We start from the raw sequence: 12,914 nt of genomic DNA, 5'->3' as shown, positions 1-12,914 counted from the left end.
CTCCATCTTACTCTGCGGCGGCGGCGGGAGCCTCATTCGAGAGCGGCGTCTCGTCCTCGGTACGCGCAGCGTCCTCCGTCTCCGGAGCGGGCTGCTCGTCGAGCTCGGCGGGCGGCTCGGATTCCGTCCCCGGCTCGGTCTCGGGGGATGCGGCGTCGGGCAGCGGTTCGCTCATCAGCAGTCGACCGGCACTCGCCTGCACCTCGGCACCGCGCTGCGCGGTCCACACGATGGAACCGCCCTCGAAGCGCTGGGTGCGCGTGCCGTTCTGCTCGGTCACGGGCCCGAGTGGGAAGCCGAGCGAGCCGTTCGCGCCATAGAGACTGTGATACAGGGCCCGGATATCGCCGCTCACAGCTGCGGCCACGTTCGTACGCGGCGACCAGTACGCGGTCGCACCCTCGAACTCCTGCCGCAGACCGCCCGACTGCGCACGCGCCATGCTCTTCGGGAAACCCATCTCGCTGTTCGCGCCACGAGCAGCGTGATACATCGTGCGGATATCACCGCTCACCGCCGCAGCNCGCAGACCGCCCGACTGCGCACGCGCCATGCTCTTCGGGAAACCCATCTCGCTGTTCGCGCCACGAGCAGCGTGATACATCGTGCGGATATCACCGCTCACCGCCGCAGCCGACTTGGTGCGGGGCGACCAATAGGCCGTCGCGCCCTCGAACTCCTGCCGCAGACCGCCCGACTGCGACCGCGCAGCCTGCTTCGGGAAGCCCATTTCACTGTTCGCGCCCCGCTCGGCGTGGTACATGGCGCGGATGTCGCCGCTCACCGCCGCAGCTCCGGTGCGCGACGACCAGTACGCGGTCGCACCCTCGAACTCCTGTCGCAGACCGCCCGACTGCGCACGCGCCATGCTCTTCGGGAAACCCATCTCGCTGTTCGCGCCACGAGCAGCGTGATACATCGTGCGGATNCGCAGACCGCCCGACTGCGCACGCGCCATGCTCTTCGGGAAACCCATCTCGCTGTTCGCGCCACGAGCAGCGTGATACATCGTGCGGATATCACCGCTCACCGCCGCAGCCGTGGTGCGGGGCGACCAATAGGCCGTCGCGCCCTCGAACTCCTGCCGCAGACCACCCGACTGCGTCTTCTCGACACCCTTCGGAAAGCCGAACGCTCCGGCGGGGCCGCCGTTCTGGGTATAGAGGCCCCGGATCGTGCCGGTCACTGCGGACGCGCCCGTGCGCGCGGTCCAATAGGCCGTGCCGCGCTCGAACTGTTGGACCGCCCCGCCGTGAGCATACCCCTCCCGCCCCATCGGGTATCCGAGCGCACTCCACGCTCCGCCCATCTGGTTGTAGAGGGTTCGGATCGCACCGTTCACCGACCCGATGCCCGCGTAGGGGTTCCAGTAGAGCGTGCCACCCGCGAACTCCTGCATCTTGCCGATGCCGACGTGAGTCGCGGCAGCGAGCGGGCGCCCGTAGAGGCCGCCGACGCCGCCGGCCTCGTTGTAGAAGTTCACGAACGTCTCATCGACCGTGATGCCGTGGGTGCTGCCGAACCACGTCGTGTAGAAGTTGTAGAAATTTCGGTTGCCGTAGCTCGAGCACGCATCGCCGGTACCCCAGCCAGCATTGAGCGCCGCCTGGTTCGGGCGGTAGGGAGTGTAGATGTAGAGTGCCGCCGTGGCCCAGTTCTCGATCCAGACATCGGAGGTGCCGCAACCCGCATTCGGGTGCCACTGGATGCGGTTCGACTGGAACGGCTTGTAGTTGTAGCTGTTGGGGAACGCCTTGTAGATCTTCAGCAGGCGTGCGCCGTTGTAGAGCTGGTTCGGAAAGCCGGCGCGACCGGGATCGCAGTTCGCCGAGCCTCCCGGCCCGCTGTCCGGGCAGTAGGCCCCCATCGCGAAGTCGTACTGCCGGAAGGTCGGCCAGGTGTCGGTGACGAGGCTCTGCTCCTTCTCGAGCATCACGAGCAGCACCTTGGGGCTGATACCGCAGGCAGCGCCGACGCGGGCGATGTAGCTCGCCGCGCTCTCGTTCGTGGCGCCGGCCATCGCTCTGCAGTAGGAGTCGGCCGGGCGGGGCGCGGTGGTCCACAGGGAGCCTTTGAGACACGCGCCCGCGATCGTCGTGTTGCCGTAGGGAGCATAGGCCTCGCGGCCGGCATCGCCGATCGTGCAGCGGGGGACTCGCTGGTCGAGGAAGGACTGGATCTGGCCGGCGCTCCATGCGGTGCCGTCGTAGAAGAGCGCGTCGTCGATGATGTTCCCCGCTTCGAAACCCGCCGACGGATTCGCCTGCGCGGGGGTATCCGCGAGACTCGGCACGAGCAGCGACATCACGAAGGCCGCGGCGGCGAACACCGCGATCGATGCTGCGCGCAATCCGCGCCATTTGCTCTGGGCTCGCATCGGTACTCCCTCATCCCGAAGCATCAAAGCCTCAAGTTATTGCTGAACGTTCTGATTCAGCCTAATCGTGACAGAGGGTTCATGCCAACGGCTGACCCCCAAGCTCGGCGCGCAACCCGTGCGGGTCTGCCAGAATGGTCAGCATGAACCCTGCCCCCTCAGGCGCCCCGCGCACCGCCAACGACGATGCGTGGGTCGTCATCCCGCTCTACAACGAGGCACAGGTCATCGGAGGGGTGGTTCGGGATCTCCGATCGGTATTCCCGAACGTGGTGTGCATCGACGACGGCTCGCGCGACGGCTCGGGGGCGATCGCCGAGGCGGCAGGAGCGAGCCTGGTGACGCACCCCATCAACCTGGGGCAGGGCGCCGCGCTGCAGACCGGCTTCGAGTACGCGCTCGAGCGCGGCGCACGCTTCGTCGTCACCTTCGACGCCGACGGACAGCATCGGGTGGAAGACGCGGAGGCGATGCTGGAGCGCGCGCGGGCCGAGGATCTCGCCATCGTGTTCGGATCCCGGTTCCTCGACGACCGCACGGACCCGGGTGTGCTCAAGAAGATCGTGCTGAAGACCGCAGTCTGGGTGACCAACCTCACCACGCGCACACGCCTGACCGACGCGCACAACGGGCTGCGCGTGATCCGCGAGGATGCGCTGCGCCGCATCAAGCTGCGTCAGGACCGCATGGCGCACGGCACCGAGATCGTGGTGCAGCTCGGCCGCACGGGCCTGCCCTACGCCGAGCAGCCGGTCGAGGTCATCTACAGCGACTACTCGAAGGCCAAGGGCCAGTCGCTGCTCAACTCGGTCAACATCCTCATCGACCTGATCATCCGTTAGGAGAAGACGATGACGATCTTCCAGCTCCTGCTCATCGCCGCGGTCGTGATCGCCGCCGCACTCGCAGTCAAGTTCCTCCCCGGCGAGCGATCGCTCGCCCTCAAGCGCATCTTCGCGATCCTGTTCGTGATCGTGGCGGCCCTCGCGATCCTGTTCCCGGCAGCCCTCACCGTCGTCGCCAACTTCTTCGGCATCGGTCGCGGCACCGACCTGCTGCTCTACGTCTTCATCATCATGGTGCTGATCTTCGCGGTCGCCACGGTGCGGGCGAAGGCCCGCAGCGACGCCAGGGTCACCGAGCTCGCGCGCGCGGTGGCTCTCATCGAGGCGCGCACGCGCGAGGAACAGCGTTGACGGCCTGGCTGGCGGTGGTGCCGTCACTGCTGCTCGCCACCGCCCTCGTCACCCTGCCCGGCCTGCCGACGGCCTACGCGCTGCGGCTGCGCGGGCTCGGGCTGGTCGCGGGCGGCATCGCAGCCTCCCTCGCGATCATCGCCGTGGCATCGCTCGTCGCACCCTTCGCGGGGGTGCGCTGGGGCCTCCTGCCCGTGCTCGTGTGCGCCGCGGCGCTCGCGGTCGTCTCGCTCGTCGTACGGCGCTGGCTACCGACCCCCGCGACCGGCCGCCCGTTCTCGCGGGGCCGGCTGCTCGTGGCGCTGCCCGTGCTGCTCGCGGGCGGCATCATCTCCATCGAGATCGTGCGCGCCATCCAGGCGCCCGAGAACGTCTCGCAGACCTACGACGCCGTGTTCCATCTGAACGCGGCGGCGTTCATCATGCAGACGGGCGACGCCTCGCCGCTCCACATGAACATGGCGGTGCCGCACCAGACCATCGCCGTCTACCCGACCCTGTGGCACTCGATCGTGGCCATCGTGGCGGGCCTCACCGGCACCTCGGTACCCCTCGCGACCAACGCGGTCACCGTCGTCGTCGCCGCGTGGGTGTGGCCCGTCGCAGTGCTCTTCTTCTCAGCTCCATTCCTCGCGGGCCGCCGATCCGGGCTGCTCTTCGCGGGGATCTTCGCCGCGACCTCCTCGGCGTTCCCCTACCTGCTGCTCTCGTGGGGGGTGCTCTATCCCAACGTGCTCGCCAACGCGCTCGTACCCATCGCACTCGGCTTCACGCACCTCGCGTTGCGGCCACCGCTGCAGACCGACCCCGCGCCCCGAGCCGCGCTCTGGGTCGGCGCGTTCGGAGCACTGGGGGCGACCGCGTTCGCGCAGCCCAACGGCGTCTACGGCTACGCCGTGCTCGTACTGCCGCTGATCGTCGCCTACGCCACCCGCATCGGCCGCCGCGGGCTGCCGCTGCGCGCCCGCATGTACCGGTGGTCGGGAGTGCTCGCCACCTTCGCGGTCATCGCCGCGATGTGGATCGTCGTGCAGAACACCGACAGCGACAAGCGGTACGCCGGGGGGGTGGTGACCGGGATCGTCGGTGCGCTCTCCAACGCGCCGCTGATCCCGGCGAAGGCGTGGTTCGTCTCGCTCTTCGTGCTCGCCGGTGCCGCGCTGCTGCTGCTCTGGAAGCGCCATCGCTGGATCGTGCTGTCGTACGGTCTCACCGTGCTGCTCTACGCGATCGCCATCGGCCTCACCGGCCCGCTGCGCGACGCCTTCACCGTGGCGTGGTACAACGACGCGGCGCGGCTCGCCGCGCTGCTGCCGGTGGCCGCGGTGCCCCTCGCCGCCGTCTCGGCCATGCTGCTCTTCGACGCGCTGCGGCTCGGCCTGGCCCGGCTCCCCTCACCGCTGCCCTCACGGGTCCGAGGCTCGTGGTACCCGCTGATCGCGCTGCTCGCCGTCGCGGCCATCCTCGTGACGGGCGCACGCGGCGCCAACATCGGCAGCCAGATCGGCTGGATGAGCGGGCTCTTCTCGACGAGTCCCCCCGATAAGGACGAGCCGGACATGCTCTCCTCGGACGAACTCGCGCTGCTCGAGCGCCTCGACGGAGAGGTACCCGAGGGGGCGCGCATCGCGGGCGACCCGTGGAACGGTTCGGCCTATGCGTACGCCTTCTCCGGCCGCGCACTGCTCTTCCCGCACATGGCGGCTCAGTACGACACCGACGCCGCCGCGATCGCTGCCGACCTGCGCAATATGGGCCCCTCGGCCTGCACCTACCTCGACCGGCTCGGCATCGACTACGTGCTCGACTTCGGCGACCCGAACTTCGCGACCTACGCCGCCGAGAACTCGCAGCAGTTCGCGGGCCTGCGCCACGTGTCGCAGAACCCGATCCTGCACGAGGTCGATCGCGAGGGAGAGGCCGCGCTCTACCGCGTGGAGTGCGGCTGACCCGGCCGGGGATCGTCGGCTTCGAACTCGCCGAGAGAGTTCCGTCGGCCAGCGCTGAACCGGCGCGACGCCGGTTACTCGGCCAGCTGGTAGTCCTCGGAGCCGAGGTACTCGATCGCCTGCTCGATCGGGCCGTCGAAGTGCTTCTTGCCCCGCTTGATCACGATGCCGCGACCGCAGAGCTCCCGCACCATCTCCATGTCGTGGCTCACCACCACCATGGTCTTGTTCTGCGCGATCATCTCCTGGAACTTGAGGCGGCACTTCTCGCGGAACGGCGCGTCGCCGACCGAGAGGATTTCGTCGACCAGCAGGATGTCCAACTCCACGTGGATCGCCACCGAGAAGGCGAGGCGCATGAACATGCCGGACGAGTAGTACTTCACCTCCTGGTCGAGGAACTCGCGGATCTCGGCGAAGTCGACGATCTGCTCGAAGATCGCGTCGATCTCATGCTGCTTCATGCCGAGGATCGCGGCGTTGAGGTACACGTTCTCGCGCCCGGTGAGGTCGGGGTGGAACCCGGCGCCCACCTCGATGAGTCCCGCGACCCGGCCGCGCGTCATCACCGTGCCCTCGTCGGGGGGCATGACGCCCGACATGATCTTGAGCATCGTCGACTTGCCCGAGCCGTTGTAGCCGAGCAGCGCGACCGACTCCCCCTCGGCCACATCGAAGCTCAGGTCGTTGAGGGCCGTGAAGTCGGAGCGCAGCTTCTTGCCCTTCGTCCACCCGATGAACGCCTCCTTCATCGAGTGCGTGTGCTTGAGCGAGAAGTGTTTGCTGACGTGGTCGACGACGATCGCCGGCTGATGCTGTTCCATATGCTGTCGTTCTCTCACAGATCCTGCGCGAAGCGCGGCTCGATCTTACGAAACACCCACTGGCCGATCAGCACGCCGGCCACCGTGATGGCGGTGGCGATCCACACGGTCGTCCAGAAGTTGTCGGGCAGGGAGTGGGCGCCCGCCGTCACCGGATCCCAGAAGGCGAGGTGGAAGAGCTCCACACCCGCCGTCAGCGGGTTGACCTGATAGATCCACATCAGCCACTCGGGCACCTGCGATGCGACCATCTGCCAGGAGTAGAGCACGGGCGAGGCCCAGACCGCGACCATCAGGATCAGCTCGACGAAGTTCTGCGCGTCGCGGAACGCCACGTTGAGGGAGCCGAAGAAGAGGCCGAGGCCCGTGGCGGCGAGGCCGACGATGAGGATGCCGAGGATTGCGGCGCCGAGGTACATCGGCAGCGGCAACCAGCCGAAGATGAGGGCGACCACGAGCAGCACGGCGGCCTGTGGCAGGAAGTGCACGAACGACACGATCACCGCCGCGACGGGGAACAGCTCGCGGGGCATGTAGATCTTGCGCACGAGGTGGGCGTTGTCGACGAGGGAGCGCGTGGCGTTGGAGAAGCCCTCGCTGAAGAAGTTGATCACGATGATGCCCGAGAAGAGATACATCGCGAAGTTCTCGATGCCGCGCGCCATCTGCAGGAACACGCCCATGACGAGGTAGAAGATGATGAACTGCGCCGCGGGGCGCACATAGGACCACACCCACCCGAGCACCGAGTTGCGGTACCGGGTCGACGTCTCCTTGCGCACCAGCAGGCGCAGCAGGTATCGCCAGCGGAAGACCTCGAGCAGGCCGCGCCCCTGTCCGGGGGTGTTGAACCCGCTCTGGTTCGTTCCGGCCCCCTCTGCCGCGCTCAGTGCCACGTTTCCTCCTTCAGCGCGTTGCGCGCTCGTTCCGCCCCCTGACGTGAGTTCAGGTAACCGCCCGAGTTTACCAAATCGGCCATGAGAGGCGTCTGGTCGCCCGCGGCAGGGCCGCACCAGCGGTCTCGGACCGCACCCCTCTACAATGAGCAGCAGGACATCGGGAACGCGGGACCCCCGCTCGGCGCTCGGCACCGACTCCCGGCTGTACTCGGCGCCGTCATCGTTCGCGAGGCACGGCGCCGTTCCGATGACGGTCGTGAACCTGGAGATGCTCCGATGAGCCAAACGCTGATCAGCCCGCTCGCCTACGTCGGCGAGGGCGTCGAACTCGGTTCGAACGTGTCGATCGGCCCGGGCGCCGTCATCCTCGGCCCCGCGACGATCGAGGACGGGGCCTGGATCGGCCCGGGCGCCCAGATCGGCGCTCCCCCCGAGATGTCGAACCTGCGGCAGAACACCGCCTGGACCGGCGACCTCGAGCACGCCGGAGTGCGCATCGGCGGCGGAGCCGTGATCCGCGAGAACGCGGTGATCCACCAGGGCAGCTATCGCGAGACCACCGTGGGTGCGAGCAGTTGGATCCTGGCTCGGGCCTACATCGCCCACGACGTGCTGATCGGCGAGGGCACGACCGTCTCGGCCGGGGTCAGCATCGGAGGCCACTGCCTCATCGCCCCGCGCGTCAACATCGGCATGAACGCGTCGATCCACCAGCGCCGCATCATCGGCGCAGGCGCCATGGTGGGCATGGGCACGCCCATCGCGCGCGACGTGCCGCCCTACGCGAAGGCCTTCGGCTCCCCCGCGCGGCTGCGCGGCGTCAACACGATCGGCATGCAGCGCTTCGGCATCGACGAGGCCGAGGTCGCTCTGCTGCAGCAGCGATACGCGGACGGGGATCTCCTGCTCGACGAGGCACTCGAACTCGGCGAGGGATCCCCCCTCGCCGCCGACCTCGAGTGGTGGAGCACGCAGCACGACCTCAAGCCGCTGCAGATCGAACCCGAGGGCCGTTAGGACATGCTGTCGTGGCTGGGCGCGATTCCGCTGATGCTCGCCAGCGTGGTCGTGCTCTACCTGCCAGGTCTCGCCACCGGCTACTTTCTCGGCCTGCGGCGCCTCTGGTGCTGGGCGTTCGCACCCGTCTTCTCGATCGGCGCCTATGCTGTCCTCGCCATCGCCATGCCGTGGGCGGGACTTCCGTGGACGCTCGGCACGGCCGCGATCGGAGCAGCAGTCTTCAGCGCACTCATCGTGCTCATCGGCCGTCTGGTGCTGCGCGCCCGGTTCTCGGATCCCGAGGAGCGCACGACCCGGTGGGGGTGGGGGGCGGGGTCGCTCGCCTTCGCCGGCGCGGGTCTGCTCTTCATCGGCTGCGTGGGCATCGGAGACCCGAACGCCGTCTCCCAGTCGTGGGACTCCGTCTTCCACCACGGCGCTCTGCGCTACGCCCTCGATACCGCGAACGTATCGCCGTTCCATCTGCCGTCGTACTCGAATCCCGCTGACACCGGCAGCTACTATCCCGGCGCCTGGCACGCGGCGGTCTCGCTCGTCGCCCTCATCGGCGGCTCCGACATCCCCCTGGCGATCAACTCCTTCAACATGGTCGTCGTCGCGCTCGTGTGGCCCGCGAGCATCATGCTGCTCACTCGACAGCTCGTGCGAACGACCCCGACGAGCTCGATCGCCGTCGGCGTTCTCGCGGCGGCCTTCCCGGCTTTCCCGCTCAATACCCTCGCCTACGGCATTCTCTACCCGTTCTTCCTGGGCATGGCGGTGCTGCCCGCGGCCGTCGCCGCCGCCCTGCAATTCGTCGGGTTGATCCGAGGCGAACGCATCGCCCCCCTGCGGCTGCTCGGTGCGCTCGCCCTGTTCGGAGCGGGCACCGTCGCGTTATCGCACCCCTCGGCGTTCACCAGCCTGCTGGTGCTCTGCGCCGTGATCGCCGTGGTCGCCTTCGTCGCGAACTGGCGCAGCGCGACCGTGGCGCAGCGGGCACGGCGCGGCGCCCTGCTGATCCTGTTCCTGCTCGTGGGCTACAACATCTTCATCAGGTTCCGCACGTCGTGGTGGTGGCCCGCCCAGACCTCGCTGCCCGAGGCGGTGCTCCAAGCGTTCACGTCGTCGATCCTCGGGGCCGGTCTGCCACTCGCGATGGCCGCGCTCGTGGTCATCGGCATCGTATTCGCCGTGATGCGCCGCGACCGATGGGGTCTCGCGGCAGCCCTCATGTGGATCGTGTCGGCCGCGCTGTACATCATCACCGCGGGAGCCTCCGACCAGTCGCTCAGGCTCATCGTCAACGCCTGGTTCGCCGACGTGCCCCGCCTGGGCGCACAGTTGGTGGTGACCGTGATCCCGCTCGCGGTCTTCGCGGTCGACAGCCTGAGCGGCGTGCTGACCAGATCGCGACTCGGCCGGGCGGGGTCGGGCATCATCACGGCCGTCTGCCTGGGTTCGGTGCTGCTCACCACCGGCTATCCCGCTTTCGTGCCCCTGCTGCGGCTCGTGCACGACGGCCAATCGGCCGCCTACATCGACGCGATGCCGCCCGACGAGCGACGCCTCCTCGGCGGTCGCGCCGAGGAGGGCCGTGTGCCCGTCAACAACGTGCTCTCCGACGACGAGCGCGCCCTCATCGCCCGCCTCCCGGAGCACGTCCCGGACGGTGCCGTCATCGCCGGCAGTCCCTGGACGGGAACCTCCTACGCGTACGCGCTCGCCGGCTACCCGGTGCTGCTCAGCTATCAGAAGTCGGTTCCCGACGAGGACGCCGAACTCATCCTCTACTCCTTCGCGTTCGAGCCCGACAGCCCTCAGGTCTGCGACGCGCTGCAGCGCACCGGCGTGCGGTTCGTGCTCGACTTCGGCACGCGCGAGGTCGAAAGCGGACGCCATGAGTACCCGGGGATCGAGAACCTCGACGGCAATCCGGCAGCGGAGCTCGTGGATCAGCAGGGCGAGGCGAAGCTCTTCCGGATCACTTCATGCGGGCTCGGCGGCTGACGGCCGGGCAGCCTCCCCGCCAACTCCGGCTAAGCTGTGGAGTCAATGAACACGATCGACCGCTCGCCGCTCTTCGATATCGCCGCAGCCGACGAAGCCGCTGCGGCCGAACTCACCGAGCTGCAGCGCGCGCAGCTCGTCGCCGCCGCGAACTATCACGCGCTGCGCAACCCGGGCGCCCGCCTCGAGCTGCGCGTCGGCATCGGTGAGATCGCGCAGATGCCCGCGCTCACCGACGGGTCGACCGTCGACGGCACCGCGATCGCGCACGGCGAGCCGCACCGGACGGTGCACGCTCGCAGCCTCGCGGTCGGCTCGATCCAGGCGTCACCGCCCGACCGGCCGGTGATTCGGTGGATCCGGCTGGGTCACCGCGACGCCACCCCCGCCACCACCGAGCCGCCGGCCCCTGCCTCGATCCCCCGACGCGTCTACCGGGAGCTCGAGCGCCGCGCACCGGTGGTGCTCGACACCGTGCGCGAGACCATCATGCGCCGCCGCGAGCGGGCGATCTCGGGCCCGCTGCCCCGCTATCCCGAGTGCCGATCCGCCGAGGAGAGCGCCCCCGTCATCGACGCCTGGCCCCACGCGCCGGCCGCGCCTCCCGCCGACGCCCCGGCCGCGGTGCTCTTCGGTCTGCACTGGTTGCAGACCGGCGGCGCCGAGCGCTGGGCCGTCGAGTCGATCCAGCTCGCCAAGGACGCCGGGCTGCTGCCCGTCGTGGTGACCGATCAGAACTCCGTGCACCCCTGGCTCACCCGTCCCGAGCTCGAGGGCTGCGTCGTCGTCGCGCTGAGCTTCCGCGAGCATCTCCACCGGCTCGACATCGCACTCGCGCACGCCCTGCTCGAGAACTTCCGCTTCGTCGGGGCATCGCTGCACCACTGCCAGTGGCTCTACCTCAGCCTGCCGTGGATCAAGCGCCACCGCCCCGAGCTGCCCGTCGCCGACTCGCTGCACATCGTCGAGTACCTGGGGGGCGGCTACCCCGGCATCGCGGCGCAGTACGACGCGTTCATCGACACCCACCACGCCATCTCGCCCGAGCTCGTGCGCTGGCTCACCGAGGTGCAGGGCATCGACGAGGGCAAGATCGCGCTCGCGCCCCTCACCACGCTCACGGTCGACGGCACGAGCAGATTCGAACCGCGGGACCCCCGAGCACCGTTCACGGTCTCGTTCGTCGGGCGGCTCTCGCGCCAGAAACGACCCGATGTGTTCCTGATGCTCGTGCACCGCCTGCGGAAGACGGGCGAGCCGTTCCACGCGATCATGCACGGAGATGGCGAGATGCGCGACATCGTCGATGGTCTCATCGACCGGTTCGGCCTGCGCGGGGTCATCGAACAGCGCTACGAGGACACCCCGGTCTCGGACACCCTCGGGCGCACCGATCTGCTCGTCGTGACCTCGATCAACGAGGGCCTCACCCTCACCACCTTCGAAGCCGTCGCCGCCGGAGTGCCGGTGCTCTCGGCCGATGTCGGATCCCAGCGCACGATCGTGCAGGGCGAGATGCTCGCGCCCCGCCCGGCTCGACCGTTCATCACCGCCGCCGCCCGCGCGGTGTCGAGACTCGCGGCGAGCGAGAAGCTGCGCGAGCTGCGATGGGCCGAGCAGCGCGACCGCGTGGCCGAGTTCGGCGACCTGCAGAGCGCACACCAATGGATGAAGGAGACCCTCGCACAATGGCACGCGTAGCCGCAGTCGTCGTCACGTTCAATCGGCTCGACAAGCTCAAGACGGTGATCGCCTCGATCGAGGCGCAGTCGCACGCGCCCTCGTCGCTCGTGATCGTCGACAATGCGTCGACCGATGGCACCGGGGACTACCTCGCATCGCTCGAGTCGAGTCTGGATCTCGAGATCGTGTCGCTGCCCACCAACTCGGGCGGCGCCGGCGGCTTCTCGGCGGGCATGCGGCGGGGCTACGAGCTCGGGGCCGATTTCGTCTGGATCATGGACGACGACGGCTACCCCGAGCCCGACGCCCTCGAGAAGCTCATCGCTGGCTTCGACGCGGCGGCGTCGGAGCTCGGCGAGCAGATGCCGTTCGCCTGCTCGGTCGTCAAGTACATCGACGGCACCATCTGCGAGATGAACAACCCCGTGCCCACGTGGGATTGGGGCCGGCTGCTCGCGATCGGTCAGAACTCGGTCATGGTGACGAGCTGCTCGTTCGTCTCGGTGCTCATCCCCCGCTGGGCGATCGAGCGCTACGGGCTGCCCTACAAGGAGTACTTCATCTGGTTCGACGACGCCGAGTACACCCTGCGACTCTCGAAGGAGTGCGCGGGGGTGCAGGTGCTCGACAGCGTCACCGTGCACGACATGGGCGTGAATCAGGGCGTCAACTTCGGCATGATCGACGACAAGAACGCCTGGAAGTTCGCCTACGGCATCCGCAATCAGGCGTCCTATCGACGGCACCACCAATCGCTGCCGCACTTCTTCATGTTCGCGGCGCAGGTGGTCGTCGGCATGCGCCGCGGCCGGGTGAAGCGCAGGCTGCAGAAGCAGATGATCAAGAAGCTCTGGGAGGGCTTCCGCTTCGACCCGCAGGTCGACCGGGTGGTGTAGACCGCTCGACTCTCGTCGACCGGCCGACGGGGCGGGGCGCCGCTCGAACACGTCGAGCAAGACCGCTCTCTGGACGCTGTT

General features: G+C 68.5%; 10 protein-coding genes. 7 read left to right on the top strand and 3 right to left on the bottom strand.

Translation table 11 applies throughout. The features are described 5' to 3' along the window. Positions 1-7: 7 nt before the first annotated feature. Positions 8-2,377, bottom strand: coding sequence for a hypothetical protein (locus tag H490_RS31150; protein WP_193743406.1), 2,370 nt, complete (start codon positions 2,375-2,377; stop codon positions 8-10). 143 nt (positions 2,378-2,520) lie between these two features. Between H490_RS31150 and H490_RS25970 the strand changes: the two genes are divergently transcribed. From H490_RS25970 to H490_RS25960, 3 genes are read left to right on the top strand one after another with little or no spacing between them, the layout of a single operon-like run. Then, positions 2,521-3,219, top strand: a complete 699-nt coding sequence (locus H490_RS25970) for a glycosyltransferase family 2 protein (RefSeq protein WP_017884407.1) — start codon at positions 2,521-2,523, stop codon at positions 3,217-3,219. 9 nt (positions 3,220-3,228) lie between these two features. Beyond that, the gene (locus tag H490_RS25965; protein WP_017884406.1) at positions 3,229-3,573 is read left to right on the top strand and encodes a DUF2304 domain-containing protein; all 345 of its coding nucleotides are present in this window, start codon (positions 3,229-3,231) and stop codon (positions 3,571-3,573) included. Further along, a complete protein-coding gene (locus H490_RS25960) occupies positions 3,570-5,522 on the top strand; it encodes a DUF6541 family protein (RefSeq protein WP_017884405.1) in 1,953 nt (650 codons plus the stop codon). The genes H490_RS25965 and H490_RS25960 overlap by 4 nt, the downstream gene beginning before the upstream one ends. 74 nt (positions 5,523-5,596) lie before the next feature. Here the strand turns inward: H490_RS25960 and H490_RS25955 are convergent, their stop codons facing one another. Together H490_RS25955 and H490_RS25950 are read right to left on the bottom strand one after the other, a co-directional pair. Continuing rightward, positions 5,597-6,346 (bottom strand): ABC transporter ATP-binding protein, encoded by a 750-nt coding sequence (locus H490_RS25955; protein WP_017884404.1) that lies wholly within the window; start codon positions 6,344-6,346, stop codon positions 5,597-5,599. 14 nt (positions 6,347-6,360) lie between these two features. Beyond that, entirely contained in the window at positions 6,361-7,242 is an 882-nt protein-coding gene (locus H490_RS25950; protein WP_017884403.1) for an ABC transporter permease, read from the bottom strand. A gap of 279 nt (positions 7,243-7,521) precedes the next feature. On the opposite strand from H490_RS25950, the gene H490_RS32870 reads away from it, so the two are divergent. From H490_RS32870 to H490_RS25930, 4 genes are read left to right on the top strand one after another with little or no spacing between them, the layout of a single operon-like run. Then, complete coding sequence (locus H490_RS32870) at positions 7,522-8,262, top strand: hypothetical protein (protein ID WP_017884402.1); 741 nt, start codon at positions 7,522-7,524, stop codon at positions 8,260-8,262. 3 nt (positions 8,263-8,265) lie between these two features. Beyond that, positions 8,266-10,254, top strand: a complete 1,989-nt coding sequence (locus H490_RS25940) for a DUF6541 family protein (protein ID WP_017884401.1) — start codon at positions 8,266-8,268, stop codon at positions 10,252-10,254. 45 nt (positions 10,255-10,299) lie between these two features. Beyond that, positions 10,300-11,955, top strand: a complete 1,656-nt coding sequence (locus H490_RS25935; RefSeq protein ID WP_017884400.1) for a glycosyltransferase — start codon at positions 10,300-10,302, stop codon at positions 11,953-11,955. Continuing rightward, on the top strand, positions 11,943-12,833 hold the full coding sequence (locus tag H490_RS25930) for a glycosyltransferase family 2 protein (protein ID WP_017884399.1): 891 nt from the start codon (positions 11,943-11,945) through the stop codon (positions 12,831-12,833). Before H490_RS25935 ends, H490_RS25930 begins: the two co-directional genes overlap by 13 nt. Positions 12,834-12,914: the final 81 nt, after the last annotated feature.

The sequence above is a fragment of the Leucobacter sp. UCD-THU genome (assembly GCF_000349545.1).
GTDB lineage: Bacteria > Actinomycetota > Actinomycetes > Actinomycetales > Microbacteriaceae > Leucobacter > Leucobacter muris.
Note: the sequence above shows the minus strand (reverse complement) of the source record. Positions and strands in the feature narration are given on the sequence as shown.

Excerpts from the sequence above, each read along its gene's own strand:
- H490_RS25970 (WP_017884407.1), top strand. The coding sequence starts at position 2,521 with ATGAACCCTGCCCCCTCAGGCGCCCCGCGCACCGCCAACGACGATGCG.
- H490_RS25965 (WP_017884406.1), top strand. The coding sequence starts at position 3,229 with ATGACGATCTTCCAGCTCCTGCTCATCGCCGCGGTCGTGATCGCCGCC.
- H490_RS25955 (WP_017884404.1), bottom strand. The coding sequence starts at position 6,346 with ATGGAACAGCATCAGCCGGCGATCGTCGTCGACCACGTCAGCAAACAC.
- H490_RS32870 (WP_017884402.1), top strand. The coding sequence starts at position 7,522 with ATGAGCCAAACGCTGATCAGCCCGCTCGCCTACGTCGGCGAGGGCGTC.
- H490_RS25940 (WP_017884401.1), top strand. The coding sequence starts at position 8,266 with ATGCTGTCGTGGCTGGGCGCGATTCCGCTGATGCTCGCCAGCGTGGTC.
- H490_RS25935 (WP_017884400.1), top strand. The coding sequence starts at position 10,300 with ATGAACACGATCGACCGCTCGCCGCTCTTCGATATCGCCGCAGCCGAC.
- H490_RS25930 (WP_017884399.1), top strand. The coding sequence starts at position 11,943 with ATGGCACGCGTAGCCGCAGTCGTCGTCACGTTCAATCGGCTCGACAAG.